Origin of the sequence: Gordonia sp. CNJ-863, assembly GCF_001942325.1 — a bacterium.
In the GTDB taxonomy this organism is placed as follows: Bacteria; Actinomycetota; Actinomycetes; order Mycobacteriales; family Mycobacteriaceae; genus Gordonia; species Gordonia alkanivorans.
This window is the reverse complement of record NZ_MKKG01000011.1, coordinates 1-15,328: the sequence shown is the minus strand read 5'-3', so window position 1 is coordinate 15,328 and position 15,328 is coordinate 1. Positions and strand designations below refer to the sequence as shown.

General features: G+C 66.0%; 10 protein-coding genes and 3 pseudogenes. 4 read left to right on the top strand and 9 right to left on the bottom strand.

Annotated elements, in window-relative coordinates; genetic code table 11:
• Nucleotides 1-11: 11 nt before the first annotated feature.
• Nucleotides 12-697: pseudogene (locus BJF87_RS05925) on the bottom strand (response regulator transcription factor).
• 239 nt (nt 698-936) lie between these two features.
• Between BJF87_RS05925 and BJF87_RS05920 the strand changes: the two are divergent.
• Both BJF87_RS05920 and BJF87_RS05915 read left to right on the top strand, forming a co-directional pair.
• The gene (locus BJF87_RS05920) at nt 937-5,040 is read left to right on the top strand and encodes a bifunctional nitrate reductase/sulfite reductase flavoprotein subunit alpha (protein WP_075862885.1); all 4,104 of its coding nucleotides are present in this window, start codon (nt 937-939) and stop codon (nt 5,038-5,040) included.
• Between the two features lie 252 nt (nt 5,041-5,292).
• Complete coding sequence (locus tag BJF87_RS05915; RefSeq protein WP_035755639.1) at nt 5,293-5,592, top strand: GIY-YIG nuclease family protein; 300 nt, start codon at nt 5,293-5,295, stop codon at nt 5,590-5,592.
• 245 nt (nt 5,593-5,837) lie between these two features.
• Here BJF87_RS05915 and BJF87_RS05910 read toward each other — a convergent pair whose 3' ends face one another.
• From BJF87_RS05910 to BJF87_RS05885, 6 genes are all read right to left on the bottom strand, one after another.
• Nucleotides 5,838-6,158: a Rieske (2Fe-2S) protein gene (locus tag BJF87_RS05910; RefSeq protein ID WP_035755637.1), complete on the bottom strand. Its 321-nt coding sequence runs from the start codon at nt 6,156-6,158 to the stop codon at nt 5,838-5,840.
• A complete protein-coding gene (gene nirB / locus BJF87_RS05905; RefSeq protein WP_035755635.1) occupies nt 6,155-8,656 on the bottom strand; it encodes a nitrite reductase large subunit NirB in 2,502 nt (833 codons plus the stop codon). Before nirB ends, BJF87_RS05910 begins: the two co-directional genes overlap by 4 nt.
• Nucleotides 8,656-9,003, bottom strand: a complete 348-nt coding sequence (locus tag BJF87_RS05900; RefSeq protein ID WP_035755633.1) for a hypothetical protein — start codon at nt 9,001-9,003, stop codon at nt 8,656-8,658. Before BJF87_RS05900 ends, nirB begins: the two co-directional genes overlap by 1 nt.
• A gap of 111 nt (nt 9,004-9,114) precedes the next feature.
• Nucleotides 9,115-9,465 (bottom strand): DUF2834 domain-containing protein, encoded by a 351-nt coding sequence (locus tag BJF87_RS05895; protein WP_035755631.1) that lies wholly within the window; start codon nt 9,463-9,465, stop codon nt 9,115-9,117.
• A gap of 59 nt (nt 9,466-9,524) precedes the next feature.
• On the bottom strand, nt 9,525-11,141 hold the full coding sequence (locus tag BJF87_RS05890; RefSeq protein ID WP_035755629.1) for an FAD-dependent oxidoreductase: 1,617 nt from the start codon (nt 11,139-11,141) through the stop codon (nt 9,525-9,527).
• Complete coding sequence (locus tag BJF87_RS05885) at nt 11,141-12,064, bottom strand: diiron oxygenase (RefSeq protein WP_005193878.1); 924 nt, start codon at nt 12,062-12,064, stop codon at nt 11,141-11,143. The genes BJF87_RS05890 and BJF87_RS05885 overlap by 1 nt, the downstream gene beginning before the upstream one ends.
• A gap of 188 nt (nt 12,065-12,252) precedes the next feature.
• On the opposite strand from BJF87_RS05885, the pseudogene BJF87_RS05880 reads away from it, so the two are divergent.
• Nucleotides 12,253-13,021, top strand: a pseudogene (locus BJF87_RS05880) (SDR family oxidoreductase).
• Between the two features lie 121 nt (nt 13,022-13,142).
• Entirely contained in the window at nt 13,143-14,084 is a 942-nt protein-coding gene (locus tag BJF87_RS05875; RefSeq protein ID WP_075862810.1) for a hypothetical protein, read from the top strand.
• 24 nt (nt 14,085-14,108) lie between these two features.
• Here the strand turns inward: BJF87_RS05875 and BJF87_RS05870 are convergent, their stop codons facing one another.
• Both BJF87_RS05870 and BJF87_RS05865 read right to left on the bottom strand, forming a co-directional pair.
• Nucleotides 14,109-15,110: an IS3 family transposase gene (locus BJF87_RS05870; protein WP_262338883.1), complete on the bottom strand. Its 1,002-nt coding sequence runs from the start codon at nt 15,108-15,110 to the stop codon at nt 14,109-14,111.
• A 20-nt stretch (nt 15,111-15,130) separates the two neighbouring features.
• Nucleotides 15,131-15,328 (bottom strand): annotated as a pseudogene (locus BJF87_RS05865) (hypothetical protein); the annotation flags it as partial.

Sequence of the window (15,328 nt, the reverse complement as noted above, 5' to 3'; positions counted from 1 at the left end):
GGACGACGACACTAGGGCGGGGTCTCCCGCAGTACGTATCCGACACCGCGCACGGTGTGGATGAGTCGCGACTCCCCGTCCGCCTCGGTCTTGCGGCGCAGGTAGCGACGTAGACCTCGAGAGCGTTGCCCGAGGTCGGGAAGTCGTATCCCCACACCTCTTCGAGGATGCGGCTGCGGGACAGCACGCGCCGCGGGTTTGCCATCAACATCTCCAGCAGCGCGAATTCGGTGCGTGTGAGGCTGATCGACCGCTCGCCACGGGTCACGTCACGCGTCACCGGGTCGAGCGACAGGTCCGCGAAGGTGAGGGTCTCCGAGTCCGCGTCGGCGTCGGGTGCCGCACGACGCAGCAGCGCCCGCAACCGGGCGAGTAGTTCTTCGAGTGCGAACGGCTTCGGCAGATAGTCGTCGGCGCCGGCGTCGAGCCCCGAGACCCGCTCGGAGACTGAATCACGGGCGGTCAGGACCAGGATCGGCAGGTCGTCACCGGCGGAACGGAGTCGGCGGCACACCTCGAGGCCGTCGAGGCGTGGCATCATCACGTCGAGGATGACGACGTCGGGACGATCGGCGAGGATCTTCTCGAGTGCCTCGATGCCGTCGCCCGCGGTCTCGACGGTGTATCCGTTGAAGTTGAGCGACCGTCGCAACGACTCCCGGACCGCCCGGTCGTCATCAACCACGAGGATGCGCATGGCATACAGTCTTATCCGCCTCGGCTGAGATCCGCCTGAGCAACGCCGCAACTCCGGCTATCCGGTCTCGGAATTGCGTGCGACCTGCAGTTCTTTTCCCTTCACAGCCATGGCCGTCGACTGTGAGGTCAAGTTGATGGCTGTGTAACCCCGGCCTTCGGGTTGCGAAACATCCGACTTCGACGCTGGAGACCGTGACCGCCTCCCCCACCACGCACCCCGTCATGTCCCGGTCGGTCATGTCCCTGTGCGCCTACTGCGGCGTCGGCTGTGGCCTGGAGATGCGGCTCGGCGACGCCGGCGAGCTCGTCAGGACCGTCGGGCGCGCCGACCACCCCACGAACTTCGGCCGGCTGTGCACCAAGGGATCGACCACCGTCGACATGCTCGCCGCCGGCGGACGCCTCGACGCCCCGCTCGTCCGGGACGACCGCGGCGGTGAGCTCCGCCGAAGCGGCCTCGATGCCGTCATCACCGACACCGCGCGCCGGTTGCGCGCCATCGTCGACGAACACGGTCCCGACGCCGTGGCGCTGTACGTCTCCGGCCAGATGTCGCTCGAGGCGCAGTACCTGTCCAACAAACTGGCCAAGGGTTTCATCGGCACCAACCAGATCGAGTCGAACTCGCGCCTGTGCATGGCCAGCGCCGGCACGGGATACAAGCTGTCGCTGGGCTCCGACGGTCCGCCCGGGTCGTATCAGGACTTCGACCACGCCGACGTCTTCCTGGTCATCGGATCGAACATGGCCGACTGTCACCCCATCCTCTTCCTCCGGATGATGGACCGGGTCAAGGCGGGCGCCAAGCTGATCGTCGTCGACCCGCGGCGCACCGCGACCGCCGACAAGGCCGACCTGTTCCTGCAGATCGAGTCCGGTACCGACCTCGCCTTCCTGAACGGCCTGCTGCACCTGCTGATCTCCGGCGGTCACACCGACGACGAGTTCATCGCGTCGTTCACCGACGGTTTCGAGCAGATGCCCGAGTTCGCGGCGCAGTATCCGCCGGAGGTCGTCGAATCCATCACCGGCATCGCCGCCGACGACCTGCGCACCGCGGCCACGATGATCGGCGAGGCCGGCGACTGGATGAGTTGCTGGACAATGGGTCTCAACCAGTCGACGCACGGCACCTGGAACACCAATGCTCTGGTCAACCTGCACCTCGCGACGGGCGCCATCTGCCGCCTCGGCAGCGGACCCTTCTCCCTGACCGGCCAGCCGAACGCGATGGGTGGCCGCGAGATGGGTTATATGGGGCCGGGATTGCCGGGCCAGCGTTCGGTGCTGTCCGAGGCGGACCGCACGTTCGTGGAGACCGCGTGGGGCATCCCGTCCGGCACGCTGCGCACGGACGTCGGGGGCGGCACCATCGACATGTTCCGCAGGATGGCCGACGGCGACATCAAGGCCTGCTGGATCATCTGCACCAATCCTGTTGCCTCGGTGGGCAACCGGAAGACCGTGATCGAAGGCCTGGAACGAGCCGATCTCGTGATCACCCAGGACGCCTTTGCCGAGACGGAGACCAACCAGTACGCCGACGTCGTACTGCCGGCGACGCTGTGGTCGGAATCGACCGGGATCATGGTGAATTCGGAGCGAAACCTCACCCTGTTCGAGCCTGCTCTCGCCGCACCCGGGCAGGCGATCCCGGACTGGGAGATCATCACGCGCATCGCGTCGGAGATGGGGTACGCCGAGGCGTTCTCCTATTCGAGTGCCGAGGAGGTCTTCGACGAGATCAAACAGTTCGCCAATCCGAACACCGGCTACGACCTGCGGGGCGTCACCTACGACGGTCTGCGCCGGACTCCGATGCAATGGCCGTGTCCGCCGTCGTCCGACGGAGCCGACCTCCTCGCCGACGGTGCGCGCAATCCGATCCGGTACCTGAACGACGGCCGGAGTCAGACCCTGCATCGTCTCGACGACGGGACGGTGCCTCGGCTGGCATTCGCCACACCGACGCGCCGCGCCCAGTTCTTCGCACGGCCTCACCTCGACGCCGAGGAGCTACCGGACGACGACTATCCGTTCCTGCTCAACACCGGTCGGCTGCCGCATCAGTGGCACACGATGACCAAGACCGGCCGGGTCGCCAAGCTGAACAAGCTGAACCCCGAACCGTTCGTCGAACTCCATCCGGAGGATGCCGCACGCCTGGACCTCGGAGCGAAGGACAAGGTCGAGGTGGCGTCGCGTCGCGGACGAGCGGTGTTGCCCGCCCGGATCTCCGACCGGGTGCGCCCCGGGAACTGCTTCGTGCCGTTCCATTGGAACGACGCCTTCGGCGAACACCTCTCCATCAACGCGGTCACCTCCGATGCCGTGGATCCCCTGTCGCAGCAGCCGGAACTCAAGGTGTGCGCCGTGACACTGACCAAGGTCGCGGGGTCGCCGTCAGCGGTGCCACCGGTCACCGGTTCGTCCGAGTTGGCTGATGCACTGGGCGTTTCGGAGGTCGCCGTTCCGGAGCTGTCACCGGCGGAACAGCTGTATCTGGCCGGGTTGGCCGCAGGAGTCTCGGCTTTTGGTGCTTCCGGAACTCCACCGGGTGTTCCCTCGATCCCGGCCGACGCGCCGCTGAGCGCGGAGGTCCGACTCTGGGCGTCCGGCCTGCTGGCCGGGATGTACTCGCGCGCCGACGCCGCCACGCCGCCTGCGCCGACACCGGATTCGAATGATCCCACCAGCACGATCACCGTGCTGTGGGCGTCGCAGATGGGCAATGCGGAGGAGCTGGCCGCCGAGACCGCTGAACGCATGACGGCGAACGGTCTCCGGGCCGACGCGAAGTCGATGGACGAGGTCGAGGTCGGCGAACTACGGGGTACCGCACTCTTCGTCACGTCCACCACCGGCGACGGCGATCCGCCGGACAACGGCGCAGCGTTCTGGGAGGCGCTGAACGGTGCTGAGGCACCGGACCTTTCCGAGGTCGACTATGCGGTGCTCGCCCTCGGCGACTCGAACTATGACGACTTCTGCGGCCACGGACGCAAACTCGACGAACGGATCGGCGAGCTCGGCGGTCGTCGGATCGTCGACCGGGTCGATTGCGAACCCGACTTCGAGGAGACGGCCGGGAGCTGGCTCAACGACGTGATCCGTGCGATCAGCATCGGCAACCGTGCGCCGGTCTCCGGCGTGACCGACGATCGGGTCACCGTGGTCAGCAAGCCCGCGGACTCCGCGGCCGCCCCGTCGGTTCGGACCGCGCCTGCCTACTCCCGCAAGAAACCGCTGGTCACCTCGCTGGTTCGGAACGTGAAGCTGAATGCCGAGGGCTCGCAGAAGGATGTGCGCAACTTCGGGTTCCGGCTGCCGGCGGACACCCTGACCTACCAGGCCGGCGATGCGCTCGGCGTGTGGCCGTTGAACAATCCGGCCCTCGTGGAGGAGTTCCTCGACCGGACCGGACTCGACGGCGGACACACGGTGACGGTCGGTGGCGACGACATGCCGCTGTACCAGGCGCTACGCGAACGGCTCGAGTTCGCGCGGGTCACACCCGACCTCGTCCGATTCGTCGGTGAGCGTTCGGGTTCCGACGACCTGAAAGCCCTGGCCACTGCGGGCAACAAGTCGGAGTTCAATGACTGGTCCTGGGGACGACAGTCGGTGGATGTCCTCGCCGAGCGCCCGATCCACGCCGACGTCGACGAATGGCTCGCGGTCCTCAAACCGCTGGCCCCACGGTCGTATTCGATCTCGTCGAGTCCGCTGGAAAGCCCCGACGAGGTGCAGCTGACCGTGAATGCGGTGCGCTACAACCGATGCGGCATCCAGCGCGGCGGCGTGTGCTCGACCTTCCTCGCCGACCACGCCGAGGACACCGAGGTCGGGGTCTTCGTCACCTCGACCACGCACTTCCGCCCGCCCGCCGATCCCGACACCCCGATGATCATGATCGGGCCCGGCACCGGCATCGCCCCGTTCCGCGGCTTCCTCCGCGAGCGGGAGGCGTTGGGCCACAACGGCAAGAACTGGCTGTTCTTCGGCGAACAATATTCGGCCACCGATTTCTACTATCGCGACGAACTGACGACGATGCTCGGCGACGGCCTGTTGACCCGCCTCGACGTCGCATTCTCCCGCGACCAGGACCGCAAGATCTACGTCCAGGACCGCATGGTCGAACACGGCGAAGAGCTCTACCAGTGGCTGCACGACGGCGCCCACGTCTACGTCTGCGGCGACGCGTCCCGGATGGCCAAGGACGTCGACGCGACCCTGAAAGGCATTGTCGCGCAGTACGGTCGCCGCTCCCCCGCGAGCGCCGAGGCCTACGTCAAGGCACTCGCCGCCGACAAGCGGTATGTGCGGGACGTGTACTGACCGCCCCGCACCCTGAGGCGCGAGGCGCACCACCACCGCTCCCTGAAGCGCGAGGCGCACCACCACCGCTCCCTGAGGTGCGAGGAGCGCAAGCGACGAGCCCCACCGCTCCCTGAGGTGCGAGGAGCGCAAGCGACGAGCCACGAAGGGCTCGCAACCCAAGAATGCACAGTGACAACACCGTCGCGACAACCGTCCACAGCGTCCGTTCAGCGCGCCGATCGGAACAGTTCGGTACCGCATGATCGCCCCATGGCATGGGTCTACCTCCTCGAGTGCTCTGACGGCTCGTACTACGTGGGCAGCACCCGCGATCTCGCGAAACGACTTCGCGAGCACAGCACCACTCAGACCGGATACACGTCCCAACGACGACCGGTTCGTCTGGCGTGGTCCGCGGAACTCGATCTCGCCGACGCCTACCGAATCGAGCGGCGGATTCACGGCTGGTCCAGAGCCAAGAAGAAGGCGTTGATCGACGGAGAGATCGATCACCTGAAGATGCTGGCGAAGCGACCAAGCGCTGCGAAAGACCCGCGACCCCGTCAGTGACGACGCAGTGTGGTGGTGCACACGTTGAGGAATCAGGTCACCAGGCCTTCGTGGCTCGTCGCTAACGCTCCTCACACCTCAGGCAGCAGACGGTAGGCACCAACGCTCCCCACACCTCGGGCAACAGACGGTAGGCACCACCGCTCCCCACACATCAGGCAGCAGACGGTAGGCACCAACGCTCCTCACACCTCACGCAGCGAAGGATCGCATCACTTCTTTCGCATCAGGTAGCTCGTAAGCGACTACAGCCAGACGATGATGTCCCCGTCGCGCTCTTCGACGCGGTACACGGCAATCGAGCCGATCCCCTCCGACGTACACCCACCATCAGCGAACGTGAAGGCGTACTGGTGCAACGGACAGACGATCTTGGCTTCGTCGAACTGACCGTCGGCCAACGGCCCTCCCCGATGCGGGCACACCGCTTCGGTGGCGCGTAGTGTGCCGTCGGTCATGCGGAACACCGCGATCTGCCTGCCGTGCACCGCATATGCCCGACTCTCCCCGAACTCGAGGTCGCCCACCGACCCCACGACCACACCCGGTTCGGCGACGCTGGTCATCGGACCGGCACCTGAGGGAGCGGCAACAGAGGCAGAGCAGGGGTGAACTGAGCAGGCGACTTGGGTTCGGTCCGATCGAGCCAGGGGTCGACGTACGCGGCGACCGCCTCGTCGATGCGCTCCTGCAGCCCCGCCACCAAGCCGTCACGGTCGGCGACAATGATCGCGCGCAACTCTTCGATGCCGATGCGCGGCACGAAGGCATAGGTCCGCTCGAGCCACTTGCCCTGTTCGCGGTAGTACTGGATGAAGATGCCGCACAACCGGACCACCTCGTCGGGCGAATCAACGGTGGCGAGCAGGTCGCCCTTGCGGATGTGGGCACCGGCAGCACCGCCGACGTAGATCTCCCACTTGCCGTCGCCGATGGCTACCACACCGAAGTCCTTGCACAGCGCCTCGGCACAGTTGCGCGGGCAACCGGTCACGGCGAGTTTGAGTTTCGCCGGCGATTCCAGGCCCTGATAGCGGGTCTCGATGTCGATGCCGAGCTGCGTCGAGTCGCCGAGACCGAAACGGCAATAATCGGTTCCGACACAGGTCTTCACGGTCCGGAAGGACTTGCCGTAGGCGTAACCCGACGGCATGCCGAGGTCCTCCCACACCTTTGGGAGGTCTTCCTTCTTGACGCCGAGCAGGTCGAGTCGCTGACCCCCGGTCGCCTTGATCATCGGGATCGAATACTTCTCCGCAACGTCGGCGATCCTGCGCAACTGCTCGGGCGAGGTGACCCCGCCCTTCATCTGCGGGACCACCGAGAACGTGCCGTCCCGCTGGATGTTCGCGTGCACACGGTCGTTGACGAACAGTGCACCCGGCTCACGTTTCCAGTCCGATCCCCAGATGATCCGAAGCAGCGAGGCGAGTGGCATCTTCGCGGTCGCGTCCTCCCCCGCCGGTGCCAGCTTCTCGAAGACCTCACTGACCGACCGCAGGTTCTGCCGCCGGATCGCGCCGATGAGCTCGGGTTTGGTGAGCGGAATCGCCGGAACGTACCAGTCCGCCGAGGCATCCGCCGTCAGGGCGTCCCCGGCAGCGTATTCGACGATGTCGGCGACGAGCCCCTTGCACGACCCACATCCCTTGCCGGCGCGCGTCTTCGCGCACACCTCGCCGACGCTCGTGCAACCCGACGCCACGCAACTCACGATGTCGCCCTTGGTGACCCCGTTGCAGTTACAGACCTGTACGTCGTCGGCGAGTTCGGCCGCACCGGTCGCCGCGCTCGGCGTCCCCAGGTCGAACAGCATCGAGATGCGCTCGTCCGGCAGCGGCACCTTCTCGTCGAAGGCCTGGGTGAGGAAGTTCGCCTTGGAGATGTCGCCGAGGAGCATGGCGCCGATCAGCTTGTTGTCCCGGACCACGACACTCTTGTAGACACCGCTGCGCGGTTCGTAGAACTGGACGAACTCGTCGTCGTCCCGCTCCGGACCCTTGACACCCATCGCCGCGACGTCGACGCCGGCGACCTTGAGCTTCGTGGTCAGGCGCGAACCGTGGTACTCGGCTCGGGGATTCGCGCCGGTCAGCACGTCGGCGAGAACCACCGCCTGTTCCCACAGCGGGGCGACGAGTCCGTACACCTCACTGCGATGCTGCGCACACTCCCCGACCGCATAGATGAATGCCTCGTCCTCACAACGCATCTGATCGTCGACGACGATCCCGCGTTCGACGACGAGTCCGGCTCCGCGCGCGATCCCGACGTTCGGCCGGATACCGGCGGTCACCACGATCATGTCGGCGGGCAGCGACTCACCGTCGGTGAAGCCGACTCCCGCGACCGTCCCGTCGTCGTTGCGCAGCACCGACGTCGTGCGCTTGCCGGTGTGGACACCCACGCCCAGAGACTCGATCTTGTTGCGCAGCACGCGCCCACCGCGCTCGTCGAGCTGCTGGTTCATCAGGTGCCCGGGCGAGTGCACGACGTCGACGGCCACTCCCTGCGTCTGCAGGCCGTAAGCGGCCTCGAGACCGAGCAGGCCGCCGCCGATCACGACGGCGCGCATGTGATCACGCGAGGTCGCCATCTGCAGCATGCCGTTGGTGTCCTCGATGGTCCGGAAGCCGAACACACCGCGGGCGAGCTTGCCGTCGGGTTCGCGCAGGCCGTCCATGTTGGGGAAGAACGTGTGGGAGCCGGTCGCGATGACGAGGACGTCGAAGTCGATGGCCCGGCCCGACGCGCATGTCACCGTCTTGGCGAACCGGTCGATGGATTCGGCGCGGTCGCCGGCGTACAGGGTGACGCCGTGCTCGCGGTACCAGGCCATCGGGTTCAGCATCAGGTCGTCGTCGTCGACCGTGGCCTCACCGGCCAGCACATGGCTGAGCATGATGCGGTTGTAGTTGCCGTACGGCTCGTCGCCGACCATCGTGACGTCGAACTGGTCACCGCCACCGCGTTCGAGGATCTCCTCGACCGTGCGCGCGCCGGCCATACCGTTTCCGACGACAACCAGGCGTCGTCGTTCCTGCAGGTCCTGAGAGCCCGCCATCAGAAGACGACCATCCCGAAGTCGACCACGACCTCGCCGCTCGCGCCCTCGGGGGCCGCGATCACGAGTTCGAGTGTCGTGTCGGGGTCGACGTCCTCGACCACCCGCAGCGGTACGTTGACCGCCGACCGCGCCCCCATCGGGAACATCCGCATCGGCGTCCCGTCGCGCATCAGCGTCACGCAGACCAACTCGCCGGAACTGTTACCCCCGCGAAAGTACAACGGCTGGGCCGTCATTCCCGACGGCACCACGAACGTCAACGACGGGTCGATGGGCCCGGACTTGGTCAGGCCCGCTCCCGCGAACGGGAAGACACCCTGCAGGAAGTGCGGAGTACTCGACATGCCGCCACTATCCGCGCGCCGCGTGAAATGCGACTTGCCTCGGTGTTACGTCGGCGTTGTCTGGTCCTCACGCCGCATCCGCAGCCACGAGAGCAGTGCGGATCTGGGAGTTCAGCGTCGCAGAGCGCGTTCGCGGGCGAGGAAGAAGAACGGGATCGCCGTCGCGATACCGACCCCGAAGGTGAGGACCACCGACGCGAACCACCAGGGCATGATGCGCAATCGCCTGGCCTCGCCGAACGCCCACAGATGGAAGGCGATCACCACGAAGAGCAGGTCGACCATCGCGAAGCGGCCCGGGGTGGTCTTCATGATGTCGCCGACGAAGAAGTCCTTCACCGACTCCGGCCCGTTCCGCTGAACGTACGGGATCGCGATCGCGTTCTGGGTGACCAGCGCGGTCACGAACACGGCGAACAGCGAACGCTCCCGCCACTTCTGGTTCATACCCTCGTACGCCATTGCGCCTCCTCCGAATGTGTGTCGTATGCCCTGATGGTGACACGAAGAGGGAACGGCGCTCAGGCCTTTCGCCAGCCGGCAGCACCGACCATGTCGGCGACCTGGGTGAACTTCACGCGAGGACGCCCCTGCTCGACGCCGCGCCGGCGTTCACGGCGGTCGATGGCGCGCATGCCGCGGTAACCGATGACGGTCCGCACGCGCTTGCGCACCAAGGCGGTGAACTCACCCGTGCTGCGCTGGGTGCGCTGCAGACGACCCGACGCGGCGTCGGCGATGAAGTCCTCCACGGTTTCGGTGGCGCACTTCTTGTTTGCGCCGATCCCGCCACTCGGTCCGCGCTTGGCCCAGCCCAGCACGTAACCACCGGGGACGACCTCGCCCGACTCGTCGACGAGTCGTCCGTCGGCGTTGCGGAAGATGCCGCGCTCGTCGTCGAAGGCCAGACCCGGGATCGCGGTCGAGCGGTAACCGATGGAGCGCACGACGAGGTCGGCGGCGACGTGGTGCCGGCCCTCGCCGGTCCGGACGGTCACCGCCTGCACCTGCGGGTTGCCGACGATCTCCTCCGGTGTGCTGTGGAACAGGAAAACGATTCGACGTCGCGACCGGTCGGCGGGTTCACCCAACGACGGAACCTGTCCGTCGGCGCCGTCGAACACCTCGACCTCGACACCCGGGATCTCCGACAGCGCACGGTATTCCGCTGCGGTGTACGCCGCGGCGGCCTGGTCGCGACGACCGAGCAGCACCACCTCGTGGACGTTCTGTTCGCGCAAGATCTCGAGCGCACGATCGGCGATGTCGGTGGTGGCCAGCAACTCCGGCGGCGACACGAGGATGCGTGCGACGTCGAGCGCGACATTACCCGTGCCGACGACGACCGCGCGCCCGGTTGCCGGATCGTCGGCGGTTCCCCGGCGCAACGGCGGCCCCTCGTCGACACCGGGCACGCCGTTGTACCAGGCCACCAGATCAGTGGCCGACGTCGAACCAGGCAGATCCTCGCCCGGAATACCCAGGCGACGAGACTCGCTGGCGCCCACGGCGTAGAACACGGCGTCGAAATGCTCGGCCAGTTCGGCCGGGGTGATCTCGTCCGGGCCGTCACCGACCGACACATTGGTCAGCATGGTGACGCGTGGGTCGCGGTAGAGGAGGTCGAATCCGCGGAGCACACCCTTGGTGCCGGGGTGATCCGGTGCCACACCGGCGCGGACCAGTCCGCCCGGAGTCGGCAGCTTGTCGATGACGGTGACGGTCGCCTCGGTCCGGTCGAGCAGTGTCCGTAGCGCGTAGCCGCCCGACGGCCCGGTCCCGACCAGCGCAACCCGTAGGCCGGCAGGCAGTTTCGGGATGTGCGGGTAGGTGACGCCCGCCGACTCGTCGTCGGTCGGTGGGACCCATCCGGACCGGACGTCGGGGTTGCGCTTGTAGTAGTCGGCGTTGATGTCGATGAACACCTTGTCGCGCGTGCCGAGCTTGTCCGCGGGATAGATCGCGTCGACAGGACACGCATCGGCGCAGGCGCCGCAGTCGACGCAGGCCTCCGGATCGATGTGCAGGATGTCGGAGCTGCCGAAGCCGCGTTCCTCAGGGGTGGGGTGGATGCAGTTCACCGGGCACACGGACACGCATGCCGCGTCGCTGCAACATGATTGGGTGATGACGAACATCAGAGCATGTGCGCTTTCCGGTAGTACCGCATGGCGGGCTTGGTGAGCAGTCCGACCTCGTCGAGGAACTCCATGAGGTGGACGCAGCTCGAGCGGATCATCGAGTGGAAGTGCGAGTTCGAGCGCATCTCGCGGACCGCACGGTCGGCGTCGAGGCCGGCGTCGGCAAAGGCCTTGCGCTGAACCAGACTCGTGACGATGTAGTACGCGCCGATGGAGACCGCCAGAGCGCTGAACTGGCGTCGTGCCCAGCTCACGCCCTCCAGCGAGTCCCTCACCTCTTCACGCGCGAACTTCATGTGGCGCGATTCCTCGAGGACGTGGATCTCGTTGACCGTGCGGATGAAGTCGAGCACGCGGTCGTCGCGCATGCAGCCGCGCTGGAAGACGTCCAGGACTTCTTCGGCGACAAGGATTCCGGCGTAGGAGACCTCGTTCTTCGCGGTCTGCATGAAGATCTTGCCGAGGCGGGCGACCTTCTTCGACGGCCGGTAGGAGGTACCGACCATCTTCTCCGAGGCCTTGGCGAACATCAGCGAGTGCCGGCATTCGTCGGCGACCTCGGTGAGTGCGAACTGGAACTCGGAGCCGTGGTAGTCGCCGAGGTACTGATCGCGGATGACCATTTCCTGCAGGATCATCTCGAACCAGATCCCGATGTTCATGATCGAGGCGAACTCGTGGCGGGTGACCGAGATCCGCTGCTCCTCGGTCAGTTCGTCCCAGTAGTCGGTGCCGTACAGCGACGACCACTCGGGGCTGCACCCGTACTTCGTCGGGTCCATCGGCTGGGACCAGTCGATCTCGGTCATCGCATTCCGGGACAGACGGGCAGCCGACGCCAGGAGACGTGCGGAAACCTCCTCGGTGCCCTGGTCACGCATGCTGATGACGTTCTCGGTTCGTTCCATCGCGGCAGTCATGCGAACTCGCCTTCCGGTCGTCGACCATGACAATGATCGATGTAATGACAATGTGTGTTGTCAAGATAGCACCGCGGCGTGACCCAGTAAACGAATCGATGAATATACTGACGAGTAAGTTCGGCGCCTGAAACGGTTGTCGCAGGTCAGCGCCGTCGATGCCGTCACGATCAACCATGGGGGTTCGCATGTCATCCATCTTCATCACCGGCGGGGCGGCCGGGATCGGCCTCGCCACCGCCGAACGCTTCGACCGCGAGGGCTGGACGGTCGGCGTATACGACGTCGATGTCGACGCCCTCGCGAAGGTGAAGGCCGACCACCCCGACTGGATCACCGGCACCCTCGACGTCCGCGAACCGGAACAGTGGGCCGACGCTCTCGCTGAGTTCACCTCCCACACCGGTGGCAAGCTCGACGTCCTCGACAACAACGCCGGAATCCTGCACGAGGGCAAGATCGACGCCATCACGCCCGAGCAGATCAAGCGCCAGATCGACATCGACGCACTCGGCGTCGCCTCGGCGCGCAGGCCGCCTACCCGTACCTGAAGAAGACCCCGGGTGCACACCTGGTGAACATCGCATCGGCGTCGGCGATCTACGGCCAGCCGGGCATCGCCGTCTACTCGGCCACCAAGTTCTTCGTCGGCGGATTCACCGAGGCCCTGGAACTCGAGTGGGAGCACGACGACATCCGCGCCGTCAGCATCTGGCCTCTGTGGGCCAAGACCGCCCTGGCCACCGGCGGCTCCAAGTCCAACAAACCCTTGGCATCCGTATCACCCCCGAGCAGGTCGCCGACAAGGTCTGGGAGTCCGTGCACCCCACCCGCCAGGACAAGCTCCTGCACCGCACCAGCTACTCCGTCGGCGCGCAGACCCTCTTCCTCGGCAACGCCGCGAAGTTCATCCCGAACTTCCTGAACCGAACCGTCAACAAGTTCATCGCGCAGTAGCCACCCGACAAAGCCACCCCTTTTCCGTAAACCCACCCGGCGCGGTCTGGGCGCGTTTACGGAAAAGGGGTGGCTTTGTCGGAGGGTGGGTCCGCAGCGTGCGCTCGTGCGTCTGATTGGTATGGACCTGCCCACCGATCGACACGGCCTGATCCTTCGCAGAGAAACCGTCGGCACCCACATCACCGACGAACAGTTGCAGCGCAGGGTCGAAGGCAAAGCCCTCTATCGCCTCTGGCCGGGTGCGATGGCCGACTTCGCAACGGTCGACGATCTCGACGCCGTCGAGAAGCACCGGCTGACCGTCATCGCCGCCGCGAACGCGGGACGCCCGGGCCGTCTGTTCAGCCACGTCTCCGCCGCTGCCATGCACAGGTTGCCGATGCTCTGGCCGGATCTGTCGCAGGTTCATGTGACGTCGCCGAAGGTCGGGAAACGAACCAAGAGCATCGTCAAGCATCAGGCCGACGTCGAGCCGCAGGACGTCGGGGTCGTCGACGGGGCCACCGTGACGAGCATCGAGCGCACAGCGTGCGACGTCGCCAGACTCGGAACCAGCCGCCAGGCGCTCGTCGTCCTCGACGCCGCACTGCGACGTGACGCCGACGTCGAACGGATGCACCGAATCCTCGATTCGTGTCGAGGGTTCAAGGGAGTCGAGATGTTGCGCCGCATGTTGCCGCAGGCGAACGCACTGTCCGAGAGTGTCGGCGAGTCCCTCAGTCGCGCAGTGATGCTCGAGTCACCCGACCTACCTGTGCCGCGGCAGCAGGTCGAACTCGTCGACGACCGCGGCACGTTGATCGCGCGCGTCGACTTCCTGCTGGCCGACAGGGTCGTCGGCGAGTTCGACGGCATGGTCAAGTACAACGGCACGATCGGCGACAAGCCCGCGTGGAAGACGGTCGTCGACGAGAAGATCCGTGAGGACCGTTTGCGTGCAGAGGGTTACACCGTCATTCGGTGGACGTGGCAGGATCTGGCCGACAAATCCCGTTTCCACGCGATGCTCAAGAAGGCACTGCCCTCGCCTGACGCTGACAGCCCCACCCCTATTCCGTAAACCCACCCGTCGCGGCGGAATTTCTCAACCTGTCTGAGACAGGACTTGGTTGGTTGTTCTTCGGTGGTTGATCCCGACGATGGTCGGGATCTCCGGGGCCCGGGGTGGGCGGCGGAAGCGTTGCGGGTGGGCCAGGTATATGCGGTTGAGCAGTGTTTGGCGGTGCTGCCGCTGCTGGGTGGCAGTACCGTCGAACACTGAGCCCGGGGTGTGCCAGGCCAGTCCGCTGTGGCGATGCTCGTCGGCATAGTTGGCGAGGAAGATAGCGGTCCATGCCCTTGCGTGGTCGATGTTGTCGAACCGTTCTGGGCAGGCCAGGTCGTACTTGATGGTCTTGAACAGCGATTCGGAGAACGGGTTGTCGTCACTAACCCGGGGCCGCGAAAACGACGCCTGGATCTGGGCAGCCTGCAGGGCGTTGAGCAGATCACGTGACCGCATGATCGCCCCGTTGTCGGCGTGCAACACCTGCGGCGAGCCGTAACGGGTGAACGCGGTGGCGAACATGTCGACTGCCATAGCGGTGTCCTCGCGGTGTTCGATGCGCCAGCCGACCGGGTAGCGGGAGAACACATCGATCACCAGATACAGCTTGTAGCGCTGCCGGGCAGGTCCTTTGAGTTCGGTGACATCCCACGACCACAACTGCCCCGGTGCGGTGGCCACCGCCTTCGGGACCGAGCGTGAGGTCCCGCCGCCGTGGCGGCCGCGGCGGCGATCACCGGTCATCTGTTCGGCTTTGGCAATGCGATAGAAACTGGACTGCGAACACGGCACCCGCCCGGCATCGAAAGCCCGCCAATAGGTTTGGCACACCGATAGATCGGCGTACTGCTCGTCTTCGAGTACGGCACACACCTGGGCACGCTCACCGGAGCTCAACGCCGCCGGCTGTGGTCGAGCCCGCTGCGGGATCGGATCAGCCACCGGCGTGTAGTGCCGGTACCGGCGGGAGAGGCGGTAGAAACTCGCCCGCGCCAGTCCCGCCCAGGCACACGCCGCCGCCACCGTCATCCCAGCGGTCACCAGCGCGCTGACCGTCTCGACTAAGACAGACCTTTGCGCTCGAGCCACTGCTGGTACTGCTCGGCGCTCATCAACGCCGGTGGGATCGGCTCCTCCTCGCTCGTCGAGCTCGCGGTGATCCCGTCCATGAGCTCGATAGCTTTTCCCATGATCTCTTGAATGGCTTCGGCCTGTTCGACCTTCTTCTTCAGCCGTTGATTCTCGGCGCGTAACCGCGC

What these genes read in the sequence shown, in the direction of transcription:
- BJF87_RS05915 (WP_035755639.1), top strand. Translation starts at nt 5,293, where the DNA reads ATGGCATGGGTCTACCTCCTCGAGTGCTCTGACGGCTCGTACTACGTG.
- BJF87_RS05875 (WP_075862810.1), top strand. Translation starts at nt 13,143, where the DNA reads ATGGACCTGCCCACCGATCGACACGGCCTGATCCTTCGCAGAGAAACC.
- nirB (WP_035755635.1), bottom strand. Translation starts at nt 8,656, where the DNA reads ATGGCGGGCTCTCAGGACCTGCAGGAACGACGACGCCTGGTTGTCGTC.
- BJF87_RS05900 (WP_035755633.1), bottom strand. Translation starts at nt 9,003, where the DNA reads ATGTCGAGTACTCCGCACTTCCTGCAGGGTGTCTTCCCGTTCGCGGGA.
- BJF87_RS05920 (WP_075862885.1), top strand. Translation starts at nt 937, where the DNA reads ATGTCCCTGTGCGCCTACTGCGGCGTCGGCTGTGGCCTGGAGATGCGG.
- BJF87_RS05890 (WP_035755629.1), bottom strand. Translation starts at nt 11,141, where the DNA reads ATGTTCGTCATCACCCAATCATGTTGCAGCGACGCGGCATGCGTGTCC.
- BJF87_RS05885 (WP_005193878.1), bottom strand. Translation starts at nt 12,064, where the DNA reads ATGACTGCCGCGATGGAACGAACCGAGAACGTCATCAGCATGCGTGAC.
- BJF87_RS05895 (WP_035755631.1), bottom strand. Translation starts at nt 9,465, where the DNA reads ATGGCGTACGAGGGTATGAACCAGAAGTGGCGGGAGCGTTCGCTGTTC.
- BJF87_RS05910 (WP_035755637.1), bottom strand. Translation starts at nt 6,158, where the DNA reads ATGACCAGCGTCGCCGAACCGGGTGTGGTCGTGGGGTCGGTGGGCGAC.